This window comes from Anoxybacillus sp. CHMUD, from assembly GCF_013096965.1.
Classification (GTDB): domain Bacteria; phylum Bacillota; class Bacilli; order Bacillales; family Anoxybacillaceae; genus Anoxybacillus; species Anoxybacillus kestanbolensis_A.
This window is the reverse complement of record NZ_SDLG01000006.1, coordinates 119,205-141,789: the sequence shown is the minus strand read 5'-3', so window position 1 is coordinate 141,789 and position 22,585 is coordinate 119,205. Positions and strand designations below refer to the sequence as shown.

At 42.6% G+C, this 22,585-nt stretch carries 17 protein-coding genes; 9 read left to right on the top strand and 8 right to left on the bottom strand.

The annotated features are described in order from the left end of the window. The first annotated feature begins 41 nt into the window (after window positions 1–41). Window positions 42–602 (top strand): hypothetical protein, encoded by a 561-nt coding sequence (locus ETB99_RS06225; protein WP_253263559.1) that lies wholly within the window; start codon window positions 42–44, stop codon window positions 600–602. A gap of 25 nt (window positions 603–627) precedes the next feature. On the opposite strand, the gene ETB99_RS06220 is transcribed toward ETB99_RS06225, so the two are convergent. Next, complete coding sequence (locus tag ETB99_RS06220) at window positions 628–2,874, bottom strand: S-layer homology domain-containing protein (RefSeq protein ID WP_171700209.1); 2,247 nt, start codon at window positions 2,872–2,874, stop codon at window positions 628–630. Window positions 2,875–3,074: 200 nt separating this feature from the next. Here ETB99_RS06220 and ETB99_RS06215 point away from each other — a divergent pair, with 200 nt between their 5' ends. Continuing rightward, a complete protein-coding gene (locus ETB99_RS06215) occupies window positions 3,075–3,803 on the top strand; it encodes a hypothetical protein (RefSeq protein ID WP_077429896.1) in 729 nt (242 codons plus the stop codon). A gap of 20 nt (window positions 3,804–3,823) precedes the next feature. Here ETB99_RS06215 and ETB99_RS06210 read toward each other — a convergent pair whose 3' ends face one another. After that, window positions 3,824–4,942, bottom strand: coding sequence for an SEC-C metal-binding domain-containing protein (locus ETB99_RS06210; protein WP_171700208.1), 1,119 nt, complete (start codon window positions 4,940–4,942; stop codon window positions 3,824–3,826). A 123-nt stretch (window positions 4,943–5,065) separates the two neighbouring features. Here ETB99_RS06210 and ETB99_RS06205 point away from each other — a divergent pair, with 123 nt between their 5' ends. The 3 genes from ETB99_RS06205 (at window position 5,066) to ETB99_RS06195 (ending at window position 7,545) form a co-directional block, all read left to right on the top strand. After that, window positions 5,066–5,938, top strand: a complete 873-nt coding sequence (locus tag ETB99_RS06205; protein ID WP_171700207.1) for a CvfB family protein — start codon at window positions 5,066–5,068, stop codon at window positions 5,936–5,938. A 258-nt stretch (window positions 5,939–6,196) separates the two neighbouring features. Beyond that, window positions 6,197–6,382 carry a hypothetical protein gene (locus ETB99_RS06200; RefSeq protein WP_171700129.1) on the top strand — a complete coding sequence of 62 codons (186 nt, stop codon included), beginning with the start codon at window positions 6,197–6,199 and terminating at the stop codon, window positions 6,380–6,382. Between the two features lie 113 nt (window positions 6,383–6,495). Beyond that, window positions 6,496–7,545, top strand: coding sequence for a Fic family protein (locus tag ETB99_RS06195; protein ID WP_253263558.1), 1,050 nt, complete (start codon window positions 6,496–6,498; stop codon window positions 7,543–7,545). Between the two features lie 12 nt (window positions 7,546–7,557). On the opposite strand, the gene ETB99_RS06190 is transcribed toward ETB99_RS06195, so the two are convergent. Both ETB99_RS06190 and hmpA read right to left on the bottom strand, forming a co-directional pair. Beyond that, window positions 7,558–7,977 (bottom strand): VanZ family protein, encoded by a 420-nt coding sequence (locus ETB99_RS06190; protein WP_171700205.1) that lies wholly within the window; start codon window positions 7,975–7,977, stop codon window positions 7,558–7,560. Window positions 7,978–8,079: 102 nt separating this feature from the next. Further along, a complete protein-coding gene (gene hmpA / locus ETB99_RS06185; protein WP_171700204.1) occupies window positions 8,080–9,309 on the bottom strand; it encodes an NO-inducible flavohemoprotein in 1,230 nt (409 codons plus the stop codon). Between the two features lie 160 nt (window positions 9,310–9,469). Here hmpA and ETB99_RS06180 point away from each other — a divergent pair, with 160 nt between their 5' ends. From ETB99_RS06180 to ETB99_RS06170, 3 genes are read left to right on the top strand one after another with little or no spacing between them, the layout of a single operon-like run. Then, a complete protein-coding gene (locus ETB99_RS06180) occupies window positions 9,470–9,913 on the top strand; it encodes an Rrf2 family transcriptional regulator (protein WP_171700203.1) in 444 nt (147 codons plus the stop codon). 54 nt (window positions 9,914–9,967) lie between these two features. Continuing rightward, the gene (locus tag ETB99_RS06175; RefSeq protein ID WP_171700202.1) at window positions 9,968–11,623 is read left to right on the top strand and encodes an SWIM zinc finger family protein; all 1,656 of its coding nucleotides are present in this window, start codon (window positions 9,968–9,970) and stop codon (window positions 11,621–11,623) included. Further along, window positions 11,623–14,316, top strand: coding sequence for a DEAD/DEAH box helicase (locus ETB99_RS06170; RefSeq protein ID WP_171700230.1), 2,694 nt, complete (start codon window positions 11,623–11,625; stop codon window positions 14,314–14,316). The genes ETB99_RS06175 and ETB99_RS06170 overlap by 1 nt, the downstream gene beginning before the upstream one ends. 119 nt (window positions 14,317–14,435) lie before the next feature. On the opposite strand, the gene ETB99_RS06165 is transcribed toward ETB99_RS06170, so the two are convergent. From ETB99_RS06165 to ETB99_RS06150, 4 genes are all read right to left on the bottom strand, one after another. Then, the gene (locus tag ETB99_RS06165; protein WP_171700229.1) at window positions 14,436–17,492 is read right to left on the bottom strand and encodes an efflux RND transporter permease subunit; all 3,057 of its coding nucleotides are present in this window, start codon (window positions 17,490–17,492) and stop codon (window positions 14,436–14,438) included. Window positions 17,493–17,599: 107 nt separating this feature from the next. After that, the gene (locus ETB99_RS06160; protein WP_171700201.1) at window positions 17,600–19,108 is read right to left on the bottom strand and encodes a glycine betaine uptake BCCT transporter; all 1,509 of its coding nucleotides are present in this window, start codon (window positions 19,106–19,108) and stop codon (window positions 17,600–17,602) included. Window positions 19,109–19,235: 127 nt separating this feature from the next. Next, window positions 19,236–20,204, bottom strand: a complete 969-nt coding sequence (gene galE / locus ETB99_RS06155) for a UDP-glucose 4-epimerase GalE (protein WP_171700200.1) — start codon at window positions 20,202–20,204, stop codon at window positions 19,236–19,238. A 62-nt stretch (window positions 20,205–20,266) separates the two neighbouring features. Then, entirely contained in the window at window positions 20,267–21,577 is a 1,311-nt protein-coding gene (locus tag ETB99_RS06150; protein WP_171700199.1) for a UDP-glucose dehydrogenase family protein, read from the bottom strand. A 142-nt stretch (window positions 21,578–21,719) separates the two neighbouring features. Here ETB99_RS06150 and ETB99_RS06145 point away from each other — a divergent pair, with 142 nt between their 5' ends. Next, the gene (locus tag ETB99_RS06145) at window positions 21,720–22,313 is read left to right on the top strand and encodes a plasmid pRiA4b ORF-3 family protein (protein WP_171700198.1); all 594 of its coding nucleotides are present in this window, start codon (window positions 21,720–21,722) and stop codon (window positions 22,311–22,313) included. The last annotated feature ends 272 nt before the right edge of the window (window positions 22,314–22,585 follow it).

Below are 22,585 nucleotides of genomic sequence, written 5' to 3'. Positions count from 1 at the left end.
TAATGGTATACATACATGCAAAAGAAAGGGTTGCATTCGCGATGGAACAATGGACAAACGATACCGTCAATCGCACGGTAATGGCTCTCGTTCAACAATTAACAAAAGATTGGACGAAGACGAAAGTACACTCCGAAATATTAGAAATTTTTATGAAAATGCGCATGGAAACAAAAACAGAAGAAGAATACGTTTCGTTATTGTTGACGAACGTCGCTTTTGCGACAGAATCAAGTTTCGCGCTAAACAAAATATTTGAGCTCATTTTACTTAGTAAACAATTTCCCCCTGCAGAAGCTGTGCAAGCGTGGGTTACCGACGCCCACCAGAAAATTGAACAACAATTGCCGACGTTGCGCGACATGTATCAAAAACATTTTAGCGGCGAAGAAAATATGAAGCGGAAGCTCGAGCTAAGCTACTGTCCTGTATTATTAAGCAATCGTATCAAAACAGATTTTATTTTTGCTTTCATTCATGAACAAAACCAGCCAATGATGAAAGACTTTTTTGACGCTGATCCGAAAGTAGTGCTTGAGGCGCTTCATCATATTAGCGGCTTTTTTGCAAGCATGATTTTAGAAGATATTGAACTCATTTAAAAAAGGGAGCCTTTCGCTCCCTTTTTTATTGTACATCGTTCATTAATTTCGCAGATGCTAAAAACTCCGCCAATGCTTTAGCCACTTCTGCCCGTGTCATATATCCAGCTGGCACAAAACGATTATTCTCCCGTCCTGTAAAAATACCAGCTTGGTACATTTTTTCAACACTGTCTTTCGCCCACATTTTCACTTGGCTAGCATCTTTAAAGTCGGTGACTTTCTTCGTACTATCTAACTGTGTCATATCATAATTTAAGAATGATAATTCAAGCGCTCGTTTGAACATGACCGCTGCTTCCGCACGAGTTACTGGTGCATTCGGTGCAAATACACCATTTCCTTTTCCTTGAATAATGCCATATTTCACTGCTGCAGCAAGCTCGCCATTTTCGTTGAACCATTCTGTTCCTTTCACATCTTTGAAACGTTTATCATATGTCTCACTTGGCAATCCAAGCGCACGAACAAGTAAAACAGCAAATTGCGCACGTGTCATATTTTCTTTTGGTGCAAACGTTTGATCTGTTTTTCCTTTAATAATGTACTTAGATGCAAGCGCCTCAACATACGCTTCCGCCCATGTTTTTCCATTATCAACATCTACAAACGTTTTATTGTTTTCAACAACGACATATGTGGAGTTTGTTAATGATTTTACTGTTGCTTGATCGCCGTTAAACACCGTTGGCACAGAGACAAGGTTGCCGTTTGCATCAACACGCACAGCTACCGAACGTTGTGGAACAAATACTTTCGATCCCTTTAATTCACGTTCCACATATTGCGTAAACCGTGTAATCGTTTCGCTTTTTCCGTTTGCTGTAGCAACAACGTTAAACTCCACCGCATCCGATACCGCAGTTACTCCTTGAGGCGGATTTACTTTTGTGATTTCAACAGCAATTTTTACGTTATCTATGCTTGAACCTAGCTTTTGCGCGATTTCGGTAAGCTTCGCTTGGATTTCCGCCACAGGTAACTTATATGATGCTTTATCTGTTTGAACATTCACTATCGCTTTTGCCTCTTTTGCCGCTGCGTCCGCAAATAGCTTTGCTGGTACTTCCGCTTTCGCTATTTCATTCGCTCCAAGCGTACCAACGCCTAACACGATTTCTTTATTTTGAGCTGAAACAAGATTAACGATGTCTGCAATTTTGTCTACTTTCACTTCGGTTACTTTTTCTTTTTGTCCTTTGCTGTTTGTTTGCTCTTTTGTCGTTACTGCATCTTGGCCAACATTTACTTTTCCATTGTCTACGCCTGTGCTTGGAGGAGTTACAACTGAACCACCGCCTGTGCTACCGCCACCTGTGCTACCACCACTAGCTGTAACTGACACAGACTGCTTCTTCGCAATTGTTATTCCATCGATTTTAGCAAAAACATCGACTGTTCCTGTTTGATGTGTAGTCAAAACATTCCCGCTAAACGTTGCAATCGCTGGGTTTGAAGTTTCCCATTGAATGGACGTTGTTAAACTGACCATGACATTGCTTCCCTGAACAATAGGGACGCGAAGTTCATACATATTACCGTTATTAGCAATGAGAGCACCCTTCTCTGCAAACGCGCTCCCAAGCATTTCAGAACGTGCTTGCTTACTTGTGTCAATAACTTCATTGTTTAATCTCTCCTGTAGCTGGAACAACTTCTGCACAGATAAACCGATGGAATTAAGCTTACCTTGTAGAGTATTAAAGTTTCCTGCACTCAATGTATCTTGAACCGCTGTCTCAATAACCGCTGCATATGATATATTCGACCGTGTTGCATTTTGCATAATAGCTCCTTCTAGGTTAGGCTCCATCGCTAATACGAAATCAATAAGTTGATCCGCAGTAACGTTATTTGTTTCATCGAATAACGTGTTAAATTCATCCGCATACTGCGTACGAAAATCTTTCACCGCTTGTGAAAGATCCGAAGCACTTCCATGTTTCGTGTATATAACATTCGCCACACCTTTAATAAGAGCAACAAGTGCATCCTGCTTAGCGGTCTCATTTAACGATAAGCCACCGACTGCGCTTGAAATGTGAGTGTATTCAATGCCATTAATCTTGTTTTTTGCATTGTTCAAAACCGTCTCATCAGCATTTTTGTAAAAAATATAAAACCGACTAGCTAGCTGATCAATTTTTTGATCGACTGTTTGCGCCGCCTCAACATGTGTAGCTTGTCCACCAATCGCAACCGCTGGTGTGAAAGCAACAGCTGTTGCAATCATCGCCCGCAACGCTTTTTGACTCCATGGATATTTTTTCATTTCATCACCTCATTTAAATATATGTAAATATGAAAGTACTAACAACCGTAATCTATCTTTTATTTCCATAAGTTTATAGTAATTCAATTGTATGACGATATCAAGACGTATTTCCAGCTTGGTTACATTTTTTATGTCTATTGTTCTATAAAATCGTGTATGATAAACATAGCGGAACAAAGAGAAAGGAGATCATTCAAGTGAAAAAGTGGATCGTCATTTCACTTAGCATCATCGTTTTGGTTCTTGGTGGTGCAGGGGGATACTATTATTTTCTTACGAATAAAAAAGTAGATTTGAAGAAAGAGGACAAAGAAGTAGCTAAAATTGTAGAAGAAGAATATGAAATTGTGTTGCCTGATGACAGCAATTCATCTGCGTCAGGAAACGAGCAAACATCCACAACAAAGAATCCAGACGACACAAATAGTCAAGCAAACAACAATGAAACAGAACATGAGGAGGAAAACAAGTCATCGTCGCCATCCGATGAAAAAGGAACAAATAACGAAAGCAAATCAAACGAACAAAATGATACAAATGAAGAAAACAAAACAAACGAACCCGTCCAACAAGTAACGGTCGCAAGCATTAAAGAAAAGTATCGTCCGTCGTTTGAACTCCTCCAACAGCAAGCGAATGCTAAAATTGACGCGCTTGTCGATCACGCAATTGGAGAGTACAAAGAAAGAAAAGCAAATGGACAATCGGTATCATTTAATTACTTCTTCTCCAAATACAACACAGCTGCCCAAGAGCTTGAGGCAAAAACAGATGCAGCATTCAACGTCATTTACAACGCACTAGAAAACGAATTAAAAAAGAATGGCTTTAGCCCAAATCATGCGAAAGAATTTCGTGAAACATACGAACAACAAAAATCAGCGCAACGCAACGCGCTATTAAAAAAAGCGTTGAGCAAACTGTAAAAGGGAGCCTTTCGCTCCCTTTACTCATCTTCATCACAATCTTCACATACTTCAAAGATGTCCTCATCGTCCCAGTCATCTTCTTCCCAGTCGTCATCATCCCAGTCAGTAAATAAGTCATCAAGTTGGTCGTGAATTTGTCCGGCAATGTCTTCAAACGCATCGTAAAACGTATCGATCCGTTTCGATAACGTACTCGCAGAAATGCCGTATTGCTCAGCAAGCTGTTTTTGTGAAATCCTTTGTTGCAAAATCGCATCAGCCATAATGTAATGAAGCGCTGCTGCGTACACTTCTGGCTTTCGAATCGTCGGATTGTACAGGCGACAATATTCCACCCAAATGAGACGTGCGGTGTCAATAATAGACAGCTCTTTTTGCGGAAAGTTTTTTTCAAATGACGTAAACACTTGCTCTTGTTTTGGCGATAAACTTTCGACATCAAACATCGTTAACCGTAACGATTTTTGAAACGTTTCTGGATACGCCTCAATCCATCGTTCATATTGTTCGCCGCACGCTTTCCAAACATCTTGTATGTATACGTATAACGGATGGGTTAAAACGATCGGGAGAGGAAAAAATGTTCCAAAACAAGCGATATATTGGCCATGAGGTACAAAAACACCCGCCAATGCTTGTCCTTCTTCTAAATGAAACTCATCCGGCATATCAAGCAATTTCATCTGTTTCGTTTCCTCTGTTAATAAGTCGGTAACAACGACATACGAATCGCGCAATTCATCTATGCAAACAAACGTCGGAAACGCCTGCCGCCACGATTGAATGATGCTATATACGGTTGGCCGAATTGCCTGCTTACGAAGCGTGCGCAAATAGTAATCGAAAATCGTCATCCCATGTGCATCCTTTTTGAAAAACATCGCCCACATGCTAATGAAAAAGCGAAACACAGGTGTTGTATCTTCGTCCGTTTGTTCTACGATCATATGTTTTTGAACCGTTCGATACAAAAACGATTCGTGTTCAAATGTAGCATAGTGAATGAGATCGTGCATATGGTGAATAACGTCTTGATCGATAAGCTCATGCATCGACACAACATTATTCCCACAACAATGTTTATACTTTTTTCCACTTCCGCACGGACATAACGCATTTCGTGCTACTTTACTCATTTTCCCCACCTCAACACTTTTTCTTTATTGTAACATGTCAAAATGGAAGAAGATACATCCTTTGTGTCTTTCCTTGCAATCGTGTAGAATAAGCATTAAACGCTATAAAAAAGGAAGAGAGCAATGATTGGACAAATCGTTACATGGCAAGTAAAAGAACAAAAGCCGTTCGGGTATATCGTCACGAACGGAAAAGAAAGCGCCTTGCTTCATGAAAGTCAATGTGAAGGCGAGTTACAAATTGGGGATGATGTGACCGTATTTTTATATCACGATCATGATGGACGGATGCGTGCAACGATGAAGCGCCCGCTCATTACGACGTCATCATACGGTTGGGTTGAAGTCGTCGACGTCGTACCACAGCTCGGCGTTTTCGTTCATATCGGCATTGAAAAAGACGTGTTATTATCGGTCGATGACTTACCGTCCATTCCGACGCTTTGGCCGGAAAAAGGGGATCAGTTATACTGTTCGCTCCAAGTAGATAAACGGGGACGGCTGCTCGCGAAACTCGCGGATGAAGAAACGATGAAACAAATAAGCGTTCCCGCTCCTGCTTCTGCGTTTAACACGAACGTGCGCGGACGCATTTATCGTTTAATTAAAGCAGGATCGTTTCTTATCACAGAGGTCGGGTATATCGGATTCATTCACGAGTCACAACGGAGACGCGAACCACGTCTCGGTGAACTCGTCGAAGGACGCGTCATCGCTGTGAAAGAAGACGGAACGATTAACGTATCGCTACTTCCGCGAAAACAAGAAAGTTTACAAACAGATGCAGAAACGATCTACAACTATCTTGAAAGCCGTGGCGGTGCGATGCCATATAGCGACAAAAGCGACCCAGAAGACATTCAGGCGCGTTTTCATATGAGCAAAGCCGCATTTAAACGCGCGCTCGGACGATTAATGAAAGAAGAAAAAGTGTACCAACAAGATGGTTGGACATATATCAAAGGGAGAGAAAGTCAACTACCCCCACTTAGCTAACGCTTGAAGCGGGGGCTTGCAACTCCCCAGAAGTGCGAACGGACTTCGTCCTCCTTCCTTGACTTGGGGTTGCATCAGGGGCAGGTTGACGACTACCCAACGACATAGGTCATGCCTATATCGCTACCGAGTGGCTCGGCATGTCTGTAGGCAGTACTTGACTTCCACGCACAACAGACGGATGTACGCTCGATGTTTTACGGTTGCAACGTTTCCTGCAACCAACTCCCTACATCGAGTAACGGGGATTGGAGTGCCTTGATTCAACGGTTTTCTCCACATTCTTATTCTATCATATACAAAAGAAAGGAGGAAGGGCGATTCCTCCCCGACTTTCGCTCTCGCTTAGAAGTCGGGGAGGAATCGCCAAAGATGATGAAAGTGATGGACGAAGCAAGAAAACAAACAGGCATCGTCTTTCCTGCGGACGAACGTTTCGTTTAAAACGAAACGTTCTCTTTTTTTATGTAATGAGTATATTTTTATAAGAATGAGTTCATTATGTTATAATTAAATGTAATCATTTATATGTAATCATTTATAAACGAGGTGATATGATGCGCATATACAATTACGAGCTATTGAAACATCTCCCATACTCCATGGAAACGATTCAACTACTTACAAAAATTGATGAATACAAAGGGAAACAAGACTTATACAAAAAGCAATCCCCCCAAATACTCGAAACGCTGAAAAATGTAGCGATCATTCAATCCACAAAATCATCAAATGCGATTGAAGGAATCGTCATTACAGATAAACGACTTAAAAGCATTATGGCTGAACAAACGTTACCGATGGATCGATCGGAAGGGGAGATTGCCGGATACCGAAATGTGTTAAAATTGATCCACGCATCATACGACGCCATTCCGCTATCCCCTTCTATCATTAAACAACTGCATCATGATTTATACGAGTATGTTCCTTCGCAAGGTGGAGAGTGGAAAAATCAAGATAACTATATAAGTGAAACGCTCCCGAATGGTGAAAAGTTTATCCGTTTTATTCCTGTACCAGCTTTCCAAACCGATGAACATATGCGCCTTCTCTGTATGACTTTTCAAGATACCGTTCAAAAAGGTGACGTACATCCATTGATCGCAATTGCCATCTTCATTTTAGATTTCCTTTGCATTCATCCATTCCACGACGGCAATGGACGGATGTCACGTTTATTAACACTTCTTTTATTATACAAATTTGGGTACGAAGTCGGTCGTTACATTAGTATTGAAACGCTCATTGAAGAAAGCAAAGAAACATATTACGACGTGCTAAAGCGCTCATCAATCCATTGGCATGAAGGGAAAAACGATATTTTTCCTTGGCTACATTACTTTTTATCGATTATCGTTGCTGCATATAAAAAACTTGAAGAGCGTGTGGGCTATGTAGAAACAAGTCGCGGAAATAAACGAAAGCGCATTAAAGATTTCATTGAAGGGAAAATTGGATACTTTACAAAAGAAGAGATTCGCCATGCCTGTCCTGACATTAGTGAAGCAACGATCAATCGCGTCTTAAACGAATTAAAAGAAGCAAAAAAAATCACCCCAATTGGTAAAGGAAGAAGCGCAAAGTGGAAAAAAACTAGTGAATAAGCGAGCGAGCGTTTATGCTCGCTTATTCGCCTTCCAAACCATCCATAACACAATCGTCGCCCCGATCATATCGATGATGACGTCAGAAAATAGGGCCGTTCGGTTCGGTTGAAACGACTGGTGCCATTCATCAAATATCGCACAGACGAGCGTAAGCAACCATGCGAAGCGATAGGAAGCTGTCGCTTTCCATGCAAAAAACGCAAACGTTCCAAATACCGTCATATGCGCACATTTTCGAACAATAAAATTCCATGAAAATAATCCGTCGCTCACAGGACGGTTCGTATGAATGCCAACATATTCAAGCCAATAGCGAACCCATTGTGCCGTTTGCTCCCCGGTAAATAGCGGAGACTCGGTAAAATAGTAAATAAGTGCACACCATGCAAATACAAGACCCCACCATATCATACGATTTGTTTTAGTCATCATTCAGACCCTTTCTATATACGGAAATCTTCCCACCATTCTATCTCTTTTTCCTCTTTTTCACAACAAAAAAGCCCCTCCCAAATTGGGAAGGACAACATGTTACAGCTGACTAGCAGGACCGAAAAATTCATAATGAACCCGCTCCTCAGCCACCCCACATTGCTGCAGAGCTTCTTTGACAGTTTTCATAAAAGGAATTGGGCCGCACATGTATACATCGACATTCGTTTGCTCGATAACAGACCGCATAAATGAAGCGTCAATAAATCCTTCCTTCTTAAAATACGGATGAGTTCGGTCAGCTTCTGACGGTTGTTCATAACAAACATAATAAGATACGTTCGTTTGTTCTGCGAGCATGCGCAACTCTTGATCAAATGCATGAACGCGACGATTGATTGCCGCACAAATAAAAGTGATTGAACGATTTGGCTGTTGTTTTACGACTGACTTCGCCATACTTAATAATGGTGTAATACCTACGCCACCGCTAACGAATATAACAGGAGTTTCCTTGCTCATGTCGATTGTAAAATCACCAGCTGGTGCACTTAATTCAAGCACGTCCCCTTCTTTCACATGATCATGCAAATAATTCGATACAATACCAGCAGGTTTTTGATTTGTTTCAACTTCCCGTTTCACACTGATGCGATAATATGGTTGCCCTGGCATATCCGACAAACTATATTGACGAATGTGCGTATATTTTTCGCTCGGAATTTGTACTTTCACACTCACATATTGACCGGGAAGAAAATCGCTTATTTCCCCTCCATCTTGCGGAACGAGATAAAATGATGTAATAACATCGCTTTCTTTCACTTTTTTCTGCACAACAAAAGGACGAAAATCAACCCATCCACCTTGTTTTTTCGCTGCCTCATCGTACATTTGTTGTTCTACTTGAATAAACACATCAGCAATGACTCCATAAGCTTCGCCCCACGCTTCAATCACTTCATCTGTCGCAGCGTCACCAAGCACATCTTTAATCGCAAGCAATAAATGTTTGCCGACAATCGGATAATGCTCCTTTTTGACACCTAAACTACGATGTTTATGACCAATTTGCTTCACAACAGGTAAAATGTCTTCTAAACGATCAATGTGCTTCGCTGCGGCATATATCGATGCTGCTAACGCCTTTTGTTGTCTTCCTTGTTTTTGATGAGCATGATTAAAAATGTTCAATAACTCCGGATGATTAGCAAACATCAGTTCATAAAAGCGACGTGTAATTTGCTCCCCATATTGTTCTAACACAGGAACCGTTGATTTGATAATTTCAATTGTACGTTCGCTTAATAAAGATTTTATTGCGCCCATCACACATATCCCCCAAAAACATATATTTTATATACATGTTTATTGAATCATATAAAAAACAAAAAAGCAATATATAAAATACATGTTTTTTATCACATAACGGCGAGACGAAAGAATGTGCTACTATATAAAGTAAATAACAAATGAAAGGTGAAACATTATGCAGTTAACGAACTATACAGAATATGCGTTGCGCGTTCTTCTCTTTTTAGGAACGTTAGAAGAAGGTAAAAAAACAAACATTAAAGAAATTTCCCGCACGTTTTCCATTTCAGAAAACCATTTAAGTAAAATTGTATACGACCTCGGAAAACTCGGACTTATTGAAACGATTCGCGGGCGAAACGGTGGCATTCGCCTCGCTAAAAAACCAGAAGACATTCGCATCGGTGCTGTCGTTAGGCAAACGGAAGAGAATTTATCTCTCGTTGAATGCTTCGCCGCTCATGGAAACGACTGTATTATTACGCCCATTTGTCAGTTGAAACATATTCTTCATGAAGCATTGCAAGCATTTTTACAAACACTCGACAATTATACACTTGCTGATTTACTACAAAATAAGCAAACATTAAAAACATTTTTTAACTTCCCTCGTTTGTAAACAAATAGAGAGCATGCTAAAATAAGGACAAATTTAAGAGAAGGAGATGCTGTCATGTTACAGACGATGTTGCCGCAAGAGTTGATGACGAAAGCGGCTCAACGTGTCATAAAGCTGCTACCGTACAAAAAACATAGCGACATGATTAAACGCGCATGGCATTTGTATCGCACCGGGCATGTATATAACGTGACGATCGAGGACAATGTGCTGAAAGGGAAAGTAACGGATAAGGGACATACATATGAGCCGTCTTTTCGGTTAAAGCAGGTGGCGGGCTCATCGTGTACTTGCACAGCCGCCGGTCTATGTCCGCACAATGTTGCGTTATTTTTATATGCATACAATCAAATTGATGCAGTCGGGAATTTAATTAGAACATGGAAAGAACCAGCGACAAAACGAAAAAAAGCCGAAAGCAATGAAACACAAAAAGACGTACAAGTGAAACAACAAACCGTTCAGCAACAGAAGCTAAACGAGAAAAATGGAAGCAATACGTCAAACAACGCAAATATCGTTGACGCGTGGTGGCAATCGTTTGAAGAAAAATATCGCCGCATCCCGCTATACAATGTAACGGAAGAAGAACATATGCGCAGGCTCGTTCAATCGTTTTTCCCAACATTCGAACGTCCGACATCTAAAGCATCGTTTTTAGACCATTTATATTATGTCCATGCCGCCTTATTTACATTTATTAAACTAGTTCATATTCCGCAACAACCATGGGGCTACTCCGCAATGATGCAAGAGCGGCATGTGGAACAATTTTCTTCAACCGTCCAACAAGCACTCACAAATTTAGCGAAAAAACCGCGTACAAAAAGTCATGAACAACTTTTATACGCTACCATCCCATACGTAAGAAACGTATTGTCAGGCGAATTAACGTACTTTAGCCAAATATTAGATGTATACGAAATCATATGGACAACCGTATTGACTGACGAAACATATCGCCAAGAAGAATGTACATGGGCGATTGAACAGTTAAATAAGAAACAAACCGTAGAAGAAAAAATACCGTTTATCGGCGCAGCTTCGTACGTGTCGTTTTTGCTTGAAAACGATCATCGTGCGTATCAGCTCATTGAACCGTTTCCATACTTAGCAACGGGACATATCGTCCGTTTTATGCATATGTCATTTGCGAAAAAGCAAATTCAACGTGGAGCTGATTGGTTCCATCGGCTCGAACAAAATGTGGAAACATACTTATATTCGCTTCATATAACTGACCGTGAGTGGTTTGTTCAACATGTACTATCTGCCTATGTCCAATATAGTATCGCTACAAAAAATGAACAAACCGAACGGTACGAACAGCTTCTTCAAAAGCTGCTTCCGTACAGTTTTTATACGTACATCGATTACTTATTTGATGAACAAAAATGGAAAGAGCTTATTGAATTATATATGCTTGAAAAAGCAAGCGTCGACATGATTCACCCGTTCCATTTAAAAGCAGTCGAACAAGCGGACCGTTCGCTCGTTCTTCCTTTGTATCACCAAACGATTATGCATTATATTAAACAAAAAAATCGCAGCGCATACGAACAAGCAATAAAACATTTACGAAAACTGCGCGCCCATTACCGCGCCTTAAAACAAATGCCGCGCTGGGAAACATATATCGCAACATTAGCTGAACAAACAAAACGATTACGTGCCTTTCAAGATTTATTACGGAAAGGGAAATTCATATGATGCAACTTGAACTAAAAAGCCGTTGGCTTGAAGAACAGAAACAGTTTTTCATTTATAGTGATGATGCGCACCCAGATGAGTGGAAAGAGCTCGTCTTTTGTTGGCATGAAGAAACGTTTTACGGGACATTTGCCACAGTCGATACAATCGGAAACCATATTGGCGTCCTTCTTTCGCCTTGGGAGGCGCTTACGTTTTTTGCTTATCCATCGTCCAATCGATTTATTCATATGATGTGGGACGAACAAAGCAAACAATTTCAAACATGGGCAAAACAAATCATGGGACATATCGAACAAAAGCAGTTTATGCCTGACTTTGAAACATGGAAAAAAGGGCAATTCGGCTGGAAAGGTACAGAAGAAGATCATCCGTTCGTTGCGATGTGGCGCTCCGAAGCAATAAACGACTGGATTCAATCGGACGTGGAGCTAAAACAAACGTGGCAACAAATCGTTGAAACATATCCGCTACTAACAAGCGACAGCGTTTCATTTATAGACGAGCATGACTGGCTCACCGAAATTGGCTGGGACAAAAACCGCCCGCCATTTATCATCGCCATACGTTCAAACGAACCAGAGGAAGATGGTGGAGCATGGTCGCTTGAAACGGTGCTCATCGACGCAGCAACAAACGACATCACCGTGTATCCGCATATGCCGAAAGCTTGGCAAGCGTACGCTAGTCATATTGAACGAGCTCAACAACGCTGGCAAACGATCGTTCCATGGCTGAGCGAAAATGGGGCGCTGCGCACGCAACTAAACGAAGAAGAAGCGTGGCGCTTTTTAGTGGAAGCGACAATCGAACTCACCGAAGCAGGCGTTCGCGTTATCGTGCCGGAATGGTGGGAAGTCGTCAAACAAACGCGCCTTCGTGTAAAAGCACGCGTGAAATCATCGGCAACATCTGTGTTCGGACTCGATGCACTCGTCGATTTCGACTGGCGTATCGCTACAAACGGCATCGAACTGACGGAGCAGCAATTCGCGGAACTCGTCGAACAAAAGCGCCGCCTCGTGCGCATTCGCGATCAATGGGTGCAACTTGACCCTGCCGTCATTCAACACGTACAAAAGCTGATGAAACGAGCGAAACAAGAAGGTTTATCAATTCGTGACGTACTTATGCAAACGCTCGCGGAAAAAACAAACGAACAACATGAAGACGATGAAGCGATTGACATTGAACTGAATCGCCCGTTTGCCACGCTCGTACGAAAAATGAAAAACATTGACCATATCCCAAACGTCACCATTCCGAGCACGTTCCACGGCACGTTACGTCCATACCAACAGCGAGGCGTCGACTGGCTTGTCTTTTTACGCCAGCTCGGTTTTGGTGGCTGTTTAGCAGACGATATGGGTCTTGGGAAAACGATACAAATGCTAGCCTATCTCGCCTATGTGAAAGAAAACGAGAAACGAAACGGCCCTGCTTTACTTATTTGTCCAACGAGCGTCATCGGCAATTGGCAAAAAGAATGTCAGCAATTCGTTCCGTCTTTAACCGTCTACGTTCATCACGGATCCACTCGTGGACATGAAGATACGTTTATCGAAAAAGCAAAAAGCTGTGACCTTGTCATTACATCGTACAGTTTGGCGCATTTAGATTTCGACGACCTCGCAAGCATCGATTGGGATGTCATTTGTTTAGATGAAGCACAAAACATTAAAAATGCCCAAACGAAACAAGCGCGTGCCATTCGTAAACTAAAAGGGCGTCATAAAATTGCGCTCACCGGCACACCGATTGAAAATCGACTAAACGAACTTTGGAGCATTTTCCATTTCTTAAATCCGGGCTATTTAGGATCGCAAACCGAGTTTCAGCGCCAATTTGCGACGCCAATTGAGAAAAATGGCGATAAGCAAGCGACCGAACGTTTACAAAAGCTCATTCGTCCGTTTTTACTACGCCGCACAAAAACAGACGAACGTATTGCGCTCGACTTGCCTGATAAACTCGAACAAAAAGAATATTGCCCGCTCACTGCCGAACAAGCATCCTTATACGAACAAATTGTGCAACAGTCGCTTGAAAAACTCGAACAAGTCGATGGGTTTGCGCGACGCGGCATCATTTTACAAATGTTAAACAGCTTAAAACAATTATGTAACCATCCAGCACTATACTTAAAAGAAAAACATCCGAAGCAAATCGTCGAGCGATCGCATAAAGTAGAAAAGCTGCTTGAACTTGTCAAACAAATTCGCGAAAACGGGGAAAGTTGCTTAATCTTTACCCAGTACATTCAAATGGGCGAGATGATCCAACACCTTCTTTCTACGCATTTGAAAGAAACTGTCGTCTTTTTAAATGGAAGCACACCGAAACAAACGCGCGATGAAATGATCGAACAATTTCAACATGGACAGTTTCATATATTCATTTTATCGCTCAAAGCAGGCGGAACAGGGCTAAACTTAACAGCCGCCAACCACGTCATTCATTTTGACCGCTGGTGGAATCCGGCCGTTGAAAACCAAGCGACAGACCGAGCGTATCGCATCGGGCAAACGAAATTTGTTCATGTGCATAAATTCATTACAACCGGGACGATTGAAGAAAAAATCGACGATATGCTTGAGAAAAAACAAGCGCTCAATGAACAGCTCATCCAAAGTGAAACGTGGATTACCGAACTATCCAACGAACAATTGCGCGAACTATTTACGCTTTCATGAGGTGAAATATGGCAAAGAAAAAAGGAACGAAGCAACAAACGTTATGGGAAAAACTGCTTGAACAAATGGCAAAAAAGTTAGAAGAACGAAAAAAATAAACAGCCGACGCGACCGGCTGTTTATTTTTGAATATAAAACTTTCTCGATAACGTAAAGCTATATACAATCGGAATGACAAATAACGTTAAAAAGGTGCTGCTAATCAGTCCACCGATAACAGTAATCGCCATCGGCTGATTAAGCTCCGCCCCGTCACCGATGCCAAAGGCGAGCGGCAACAGCCCTAAAATTGTCGTTAACGCCGTCATTAAAATCGGGCGAAGACGAAGCTTGACCGCTGTGACAATAATATCCCGCTCTCCGCGCGCACGCAATTGATTCATATAATCGACCAGGACAATCGCATTGTTGACGACAATACCGGCAAGTACGATACCGCCGATAATGACCATGACGCTTACTGGCGTCTGTGTCAACAATAATCCGCCCGCAATTCCGACGATCATTAACGGAATCGTAAACATAATGATGAACGGATGTTTAAACGACTCAAACTGCGCCGCCATGACGAGATATACAAACGTCACCGCCAACCCAAACGCTAAAGCTAAATCATCAATGGACGACTCAAGCAACTCGCGATCTCCCCCGAAAACAATATCCGTTTCTGATGGAAGATCGAGCTTTTCAATTTCACGATCAACAAGCGCCGATATGTCGCCAAGCGTCACCGAACTTTTATATTTCACCGTAAACTGGACGGCGCTTTGTTCATTTACTCGCTGAATTTGAACACGGCTTTTTCCGATCGAAACGGATGCAATATCGCCGAGCTTCACAAATGATCCATCCGGCTTTTTCACAAGCAATTGTTTTAAATCGGCAACAGAATTTTTTACGTTTGGATCGTACTCGACCATGACGTCATATACGTTGGCATTTGTGTCAATGATGCGCGTCGCCGTCATTCCGCGCGTCATTTGTTGGGCAGCGATGGCGACTTGCGCTGGTGTAAGTCCATGTTGCAACGCTTTTTCTCGATCGATTTTCACTTGCATTTCATCAACTGTTTCTGATAAATCCGTTGTCACTTCTTTTACTTCTTTTAAGGTCTTTAATCGTTTTTCAATTTGACTAACGACTTCTTTCAACCTTTTCTCATCCGTATCTTTTACGCTAAATGTTAACGTATTTGGCGCACTTCCGGTCGATGCTTGCAAGTTAAACGACACTTCCGCCGTTTTATTCACTTTTTTCACCGCTTGTTGCACAGGGGATTTTAACTCATCAACGACAACGAACACCGAGCGATCACGCTTATCTTTCGGTTTCATTTTCACGTATATTTCCGCGACGTTGCTTTGCGTCGTACCACGAAACGATTGCTCTTGCGTTGAACCAATTAAGCTGACGTACGTATCGATATCATCCACTCGCTTTAATTCATGTTCAATCGCCGTCACAACGCGCTCTGTCGCTTGCAGCGAAGCACCGTCATCTGTTTGGACGCGAATCGAGAAAAACCCTTCATCAGCATTCGGCAAAAACTGCATACCGACTTTCGTTAACCCGACCACACCGACACCAAGCAAACTAACTGCCAACAACAACACAACAAAACGATGACGCAACGACCATCGTACACTTCGCTCAAGCGCACGCATCGGGGCGGACGTTAAACGGGCTTCTTCGCGATACCGTCTGCGCGGGCGCAACCAACGGCTCGCAAGCATCGGCACAACCGTCAGCGCAACAAATAACGATGCTAGTAAACTAAACGCAATCGTTAGCGCAAACTCGGTAAATAAATCTCCAATTAAACCGGTAATAAATAATACCGGAATAAACACAGCTACACTCGTCAACGTCGATGCGACAATCGCGCTTCCGATTTCGCTTACGCCATCTTTCGCTGCTTCTTTCGGATCTTTTCCCATCGCTAAATGGCGGGAAATATTTTCAATAACGACAATCGAGTTGTCAACAAGCATCCCGATCCCAAGGGCTAATCCGCCAAGCGTCATAATATTTAACGTAAAATCGGAAAAATACATTAACACGAACGTCACAATGACAGAATACGGAATAGCGATGCCGATAATGAGCGGACTTTTTATATTTCGCAAAAATACAAACAATACCGCCATCGCAAAAGCGCCACCTAAAACGAGCGATTGTGCGATGTTGCGAATCGTTCGCTGAATAAATTCCCCTTGGTCAAACAATATGTCGACATGTACGTCTTGAAATTGTTCTTTTTTCAACAATTTATCCAACTGCTTTTGAAACGCTGTAGATACTTCCGCTGTGTTCGCATCTGCCTTTTGCAGCACGCTCATTAACACGGATGGCTTTTCGTTCGTTCTCGTAATCGTTTGTTGCTCGTCTGGAACGAGTTCAACGCTCGCTACATCTTGCAAACGAACGCGCTTATTTGTCATAGGGTCGATCAAAAGAACGAGATTTTTTAATTCATCGACAGACTGTACCGTGCTTAAAATGCGTGTCGATAGTTGCCGATCGTCGATGACGACCGTTTCCCCTGGCAACGACACGTTGTTAGCCGAAATGAAATTCACAACGTCTTGTTGGGAAAGTCGGTACGTTTGAAGCTTATTTGGATCGACGACTACGCGCACATGTTTCGTAAACGTTCCTGATACGTTGACGCTAGCTACTCCTTCCGTTTTGGCCAGCTCTGCTTTCAACTGTTGCGCCAACGTCTTCAGCTGTTCATGTTCCTTTTCCGTCGTCAACGTCAGTTGGATGACAGGAAACTGCGACGGGTCAAACTTTAAAAATCGCGGCTTTGACACGTCATCAGGAAGAGGCGCTTGATCGATACGCTGCATGACATCATTTTGGATGTCATCAATTACTGTCGCCCATGAAAACTGTAATAAAATGAGTGTCGATCCTTCTTGCGACGTCGAAGTCATCGTCTTTAGCCCCGGCAATGTCGCTAAGCTACTTTCTAACGGCTTCGTCACTTTCTCTAACACTTCCGTTGGCCCCGCTCCCGGATACGTTGCTACAACGACACCGACAGGGGGTTGAATATCAGGAATTAACTTCATCGGAATATTTAACAAAGATACCGCCCCTAAAAGAATGACGATCACCATCGATACGAACGTCAACACCGGGCGCCGAATCGAAAAATGGCTAATGTTCATAACCTGTCTGTTCACCGTCCTCTTTGTTTGTTCTACTGTTAGGGTAGCGAACAGAACAGCGAGTGTCAAACTTTAGGTAAAAAAATAATCGGCCACCTCATGACCGATTATTTTTTCTTCATAAATATTTCTTTTTTAAACGACCGCAACAAAGAAAGAATCATAAGAAGCATGATAACCGTAAATGGAAACGCCGCAATAATTGATGCGGTTTGAAGCGCCTGTAATCCGCCTGTCCAAAGTAAAATGGTGGCGGTCGCGGACTGAATGATTCCCCAAGTCAATTTAACAGAGTTTGATGGATTTAAACTTCCATTTGTCGTCTGCATTCCTAGCACAAATGTCGCCGAATCGGCTGATGTAACGAAAAACGTACAAATGAGTAAAATCGCTAACCCTGATAAAATCGTGGTCAATGGGAAATGTTTAAAAACAGAAAAGAGCGCCATCTCAATGCCTGACTCATTCATCGTTTCCATAATGTCTGCCCCCTCAAACATTTCTAAATACAGGGCAGATCCGCCAAACACAGAGAACCATAGAGCGCTAAAAATCGTCGGAACGAGCAATACACCGATCATAAACTCTCGCACTGTCCGTCCCCGCGACACGCGCGCAATGAATGAGCCAACAAACGGAGCCCAAGCAATCCACCATGCCCAGTAAAAAACAGTCCAAACACGCGGCCATTCACTTTGTTCGAACGGACTTAACCGTAAACTCATAGATGGTAAGTTTTGAATATACGAGCCGACCGTTGCGGTAAATACATCCATAATAAAGTTTGTCGGTCCTGCAAACAGTAAGAAAAGCATCAAAAGCACTGCAATCCTCACATTCATATCACTTAATATTTTAATGCCTTTATTCAATCCTGTTTGGGCTGACAACATAAATAATACCGTAACGACAATGATAACGACGAGCTGTGTCGCAAAACTGTTTGGTATACTTGGAGAGAGGTGAGACAATCCCCCACTAATTTGAACCGCCCCTAATCCAAGTGAAGTCGCTACACCGAAAATGGTCGCATAAACCGCTAACGTATCGACGGCAATCCCCGTTAATCCATTTACACGCTCACCCAACACGGGACGCAGTACGCGGCTAATCACTCCCGGCTCTTTTTTCCGAAACTGGAAATAAGCTAACGCTAGCGCAACAACCGCATAAATCGCCCACGGGTGCAATCCCCAATGGAAAAACGCATATCGCATCGCTACACGAGCAGCTTCTGCTGTTTCTGCTTCACCAACAGGTGGGCTGTAAAAATGATACATCGGCTCAGCCACGCCCCAAAACACTAACCCGATTCCCATGCCGGCACTAAATAACATCCCAAACCATGTTCGGTAACGATACTCTGGCTTCTCATCATCTGCGCCAAGGCGAATGTTTCCGTACTTCGAAAAAATCATCACGAAACAGAAAATGAGAAAAGCCGTTGCGGATAGTAAATAAAACCAACCAAACTTATGCACTAGAAAACTTTGTACGTCGCCGCTTACTTTCGCCAAATGAAATTGCGGCAATACACTTTCCGGGATCACTCCCCAACCAATAAATAAAATCGCAATGACAAGAGAAACATAAAAGACAGGTGTTGTGTTCCTCATCAAATTCCCCCTTTTTTCATTATGCTTATGGGGATCGTGTTAGCGTCTTCGGGTATTTGTGAAACATGCGACCATAATTATGGTAACAAAATGGAAAGGGGAAGTCAAATAATATGACTTCCCTTGGTTACATATCCTTTTTATGCCAACGCCATGCACTTGCGATAATGTCTTCGAGCGAACGTGTCGCTTGCCAACCAAGCTCGCGCGCAATGTTTTCCGATGACGCCACAAGTCGCGCAGGATCTCCCGGGCGGCGCGCTGTATATTCGATCGTTGCTTTTTTACCTGTGACGCGTTCACACATGTCGATCACTTCTTTAACCGAATAACCGAGCCCGTTGCCAAGATTGTATGTCGCTGTCTTTTTCTCGTCCGAAAGAAGGGCGTGCAACGCGAGAATGTGCGCCTCCGCTAAATCATTTACGTGAATGTAATCACGAATACACGTGCCGTCTGGTGTATCGTAGTCTGTACCAAACACCGAAATTTTATCGCGCAATCCGAGCAAATGTTGCAAAATAAGTGGAATTAAATGCGTTTCCGGGTGATGATCTTCCCCGATTTCACCGCTTTCATGCGCACCGGCCGCATTAAAATAACGCAAGACGACGTAGCGTAAATCATACGCTGACGCAAAATCAGCAAGCATATGTTCAATCATCAATTTCGAACGACCGTATGGGTTAATTGGATTTGTTGGACATTGTTCTGTAATGACATCAACGTTTGGAATGCCGTACACCGCTGCTGTCGATGAAAAAATGAACCGCTTCACGCCATATTCCATCATCGTTTCTAACAACGTTAATGTCGCAGCAACGTTGTTTTTATAATATTTCATCGGTTCGGCAACCGACTCGCCTACTAGACTATTTGCCGCAAAATGCATCACCGCATCGATCGGATATTTTTCAAAAATGCGCACAAGCGTCGCCCGATCGCCTAAATCGCCATGAACGAACACCGCTTTTTTATCAACTAAATACCGATGCCCTGTCGATAAATTGTCGAGCACAACGACCGGCTTCGTCCCAACTAATTGTTTGACGACATGGCTGCCGATATATCCCGCACCGCCAACGACTAAAATCATGCAAAATCTCCTTTCCTTGTCATCCACTTCAATTTTATCACACATATATAGGAAAGATGGAGTTATTTTATATTCGCTATCGGTTTTCGTCCGATCGAGTAATATTCAATTGGGTAGCGCGCTACATCGTGAAGCGCATAGCAATTGCGCCCGTCAAAAATAATCGGCGTTTTCATTTGCTTAACGTATACAGATAAGTCCAGCTGGCGAAATTCATCCCATTCCGTTAAAATCATCGCCGCATCAGCATCTTTTAGCGCCTCTTCCACACGACTTGCATATATGACTTCCTTCGGCAACACACTTTTCGCTTTATTCATCGCAATCGGATCATAAGCAACAACGATCGCCTGTTCCGCAACAAGCTCACGTGCAACAACAAGCGAGGCGGCTTCCCGCATATCGTCTGTATTGGGCTTAAATGACAAACCGAGAAGAACGATTTTTTTCCCTGCGAGATGTCCAAATCTTTTTTTCGCTTTTTCAATTAGCTTGCGTTGTTGTTTATTGTTTACTTCAATCACTGCCTTCAGCAATTCGAAATCGTGATCGATATTTGCTGCAATTTTCGCCAATGCTTTCGTATCTTTCGGAAAACAAGAGCCTCCATAACCGATGCCAGCGCGCAAAAACGAGGAGCCGATGCGCGCATCCATCCCCATGCCAGCCGCCACTTGTTCAATGTCCGCGCCAACTTTTTCACATATGTTCGCAATTTCATTAATAAAGCTAATTTTCGTTGCTAAAAAGGCGTTCGAGGCGTACTTAATCATTTCCGCACTCCGAATATCAGTGTGAAAAATCGGAATGCCAAACGGCCGATGAATATCTGCCACAACAGCTGCCGCTTGCTCATCATCCGCACCGATCACAATGCGATCGCCATGAAACGTATCGTGAATGGCAGAACCTTCCCGTAAAAATTCCGGGTTCGACACGACTTCGATACGTACATGTGGAGCAAGCTCCGCAAACATGCGCTTCATTTCGTGATTCGTCCCGATCGGCACCGTACTTTTTGTCACAACGATGACATCTTTCGTTACCGCCGCCGCAATGTCTTTCACCGCTTGCTTTAAATATGTTAAATCCGCAAAGCCATCTTCATTTTCAGGCGTGCCGACCGCCACATAAATGACGTCTGCCTCCCGAAATGCACTCGCACCGTCCGTCGTAAAAAACAATCGCCCAGCGTCCATATTTTCTTTCATAAACGGCTCAATACCCGGCTCATAAATTGGAGAAATCCCTTGGCGCAAGCAATCCACTTTTTCTTTATCGACATCAACGCATGTCACCTGATGACCAATATGCGCAAGCGCGACCCCTGTCACTAAGCCCACATATCCTGTTCCGACGACGACAATGTTCATTGCTGACCTCCGTGCACGTTTTTTTTCAGTTTACACAAATGTGAGCGTATTTGCACGATACGGCTATCGAAAAAATGAAAGATCCCTCTTATAAAAACATAGAAATTTGTCTATCATTATAGTAAAAGAAAAGGAGGAGAAAGTGTTGCAGAAAAAACAAACCGTCTACCAATTAAAAATCGCCTTGCGCGGTATTCGTCCTCCCATTTGGCGACGTGTACTTATTCCAAGCAATATTACATTCGATCAACTTCATCTGATCATTCAAGAAGCAATGGGTTGGAAAAACTATCACTTATATCAATTCGAAACAGGCGATGCGATCATCGATGTGCCACACCCTCTAGACGATTTTTCACACCCTCGGAAAGATATGCTCGATTCTCGAAAAATACGGATGAAAACATATTTAAGTCATGAAAAGGACAAAGTTTTATATACGTATGACTTTGGCGACAATTGGGAGCATATCGTTACATTAGAAAAAATTGAAAAACGAATGGAACCGTTGACACATCCTATTTGCATTAAAGGAAAACGAGCATGCCCACCAGAAGATGTCGGTGGCGTTTGGGGTTACCAAGATGTACTCGATATGATGCAAGACGATACAAGAAAACAAGAACGGGAAGAGTTTCTCGAGTGGTATGATGAATGGTACGGAGACGACTTTGATCCGGAATATTTTGATATAGAGGAAGTAAACGGAAGACTAGCAACAATCAAATTCAAATAAATGCCTTTTTTAGGGCTGCCTCAAAAGTCCGCTTTTTAGCGGTCTTTTCGGTCAGCCCCTTTTCTGTATCTCCAAATGCTCCTTTAATCGTTGTGAAATGGCTGCGTGGGGCGTGACAGGCACCGTTACAGGCGGTCCTTTATACATTCCTCCACATAAAATAACCGCACAGCTTTCAAATTTGGTGAAATGTATAAAAATAAAAAACTGTATTGTAAGCGTTAACAAACATCATTATAATAACTTCAAACGCGTTTATACTTCAGTGCAAA

Excerpts from the sequence above, each read along its gene's own strand:
- ETB99_RS06225 (WP_253263559.1), top strand. The coding sequence starts at position 42 with ATGGAACAATGGACAAACGATACCGTCAATCGCACGGTAATGGCTCTC.
- ETB99_RS06220 (WP_171700209.1), bottom strand. The coding sequence starts at position 2,874 with ATGAAAAAATATCCATGGAGTCAAAAAGCGTTGCGGGCGATGATTGCA.
- ETB99_RS06210 (WP_171700208.1), bottom strand. The coding sequence starts at position 4,942 with ATGAGTAAAGTAGCACGAAATGCGTTATGTCCGTGCGGAAGTGGAAAA.
- ETB99_RS06205 (WP_171700207.1), top strand. The coding sequence starts at position 5,066 with ATGATTGGACAAATCGTTACATGGCAAGTAAAAGAACAAAAGCCGTTC.
- ETB99_RS06195 (WP_253263558.1), top strand. The coding sequence starts at position 6,496 with ATGCGCATATACAATTACGAGCTATTGAAACATCTCCCATACTCCATG.
- ETB99_RS06190 (WP_171700205.1), bottom strand. The coding sequence starts at position 7,977 with ATGACTAAAACAAATCGTATGATATGGTGGGGTCTTGTATTTGCATGG.
- hmpA (WP_171700204.1), bottom strand. The coding sequence starts at position 9,309 with ATGGGCGCAATAAAATCTTTATTAAGCGAACGTACAATTGAAATTATC.
- ETB99_RS06180 (WP_171700203.1), top strand. The coding sequence starts at position 9,470 with ATGCAGTTAACGAACTATACAGAATATGCGTTGCGCGTTCTTCTCTTT.
- ETB99_RS06175 (WP_171700202.1), top strand. The coding sequence starts at position 9,968 with ATGTTACAGACGATGTTGCCGCAAGAGTTGATGACGAAAGCGGCTCAA.
- ETB99_RS06170 (WP_171700230.1), top strand. The coding sequence starts at position 11,623 with ATGCAACTTGAACTAAAAAGCCGTTGGCTTGAAGAACAGAAACAGTTT.
- ETB99_RS06165 (WP_171700229.1), bottom strand. The coding sequence starts at position 17,492 with ATGAACATTAGCCATTTTTCGATTCGGCGCCCGGTGTTGACGTTCGTA.
- ETB99_RS06160 (WP_171700201.1), bottom strand. The coding sequence starts at position 19,108 with ATGAGGAACACAACACCTGTCTTTTATGTTTCTCTTGTCATTGCGATT.
- galE (WP_171700200.1), bottom strand. The coding sequence starts at position 20,204 with ATGATTTTAGTCGTTGGCGGTGCGGGATATATCGGCAGCCATGTCGTC.
- ETB99_RS06150 (WP_171700199.1), bottom strand. The coding sequence starts at position 21,577 with ATGAACATTGTCGTCGTCGGAACAGGATATGTGGGCTTAGTGACAGGG.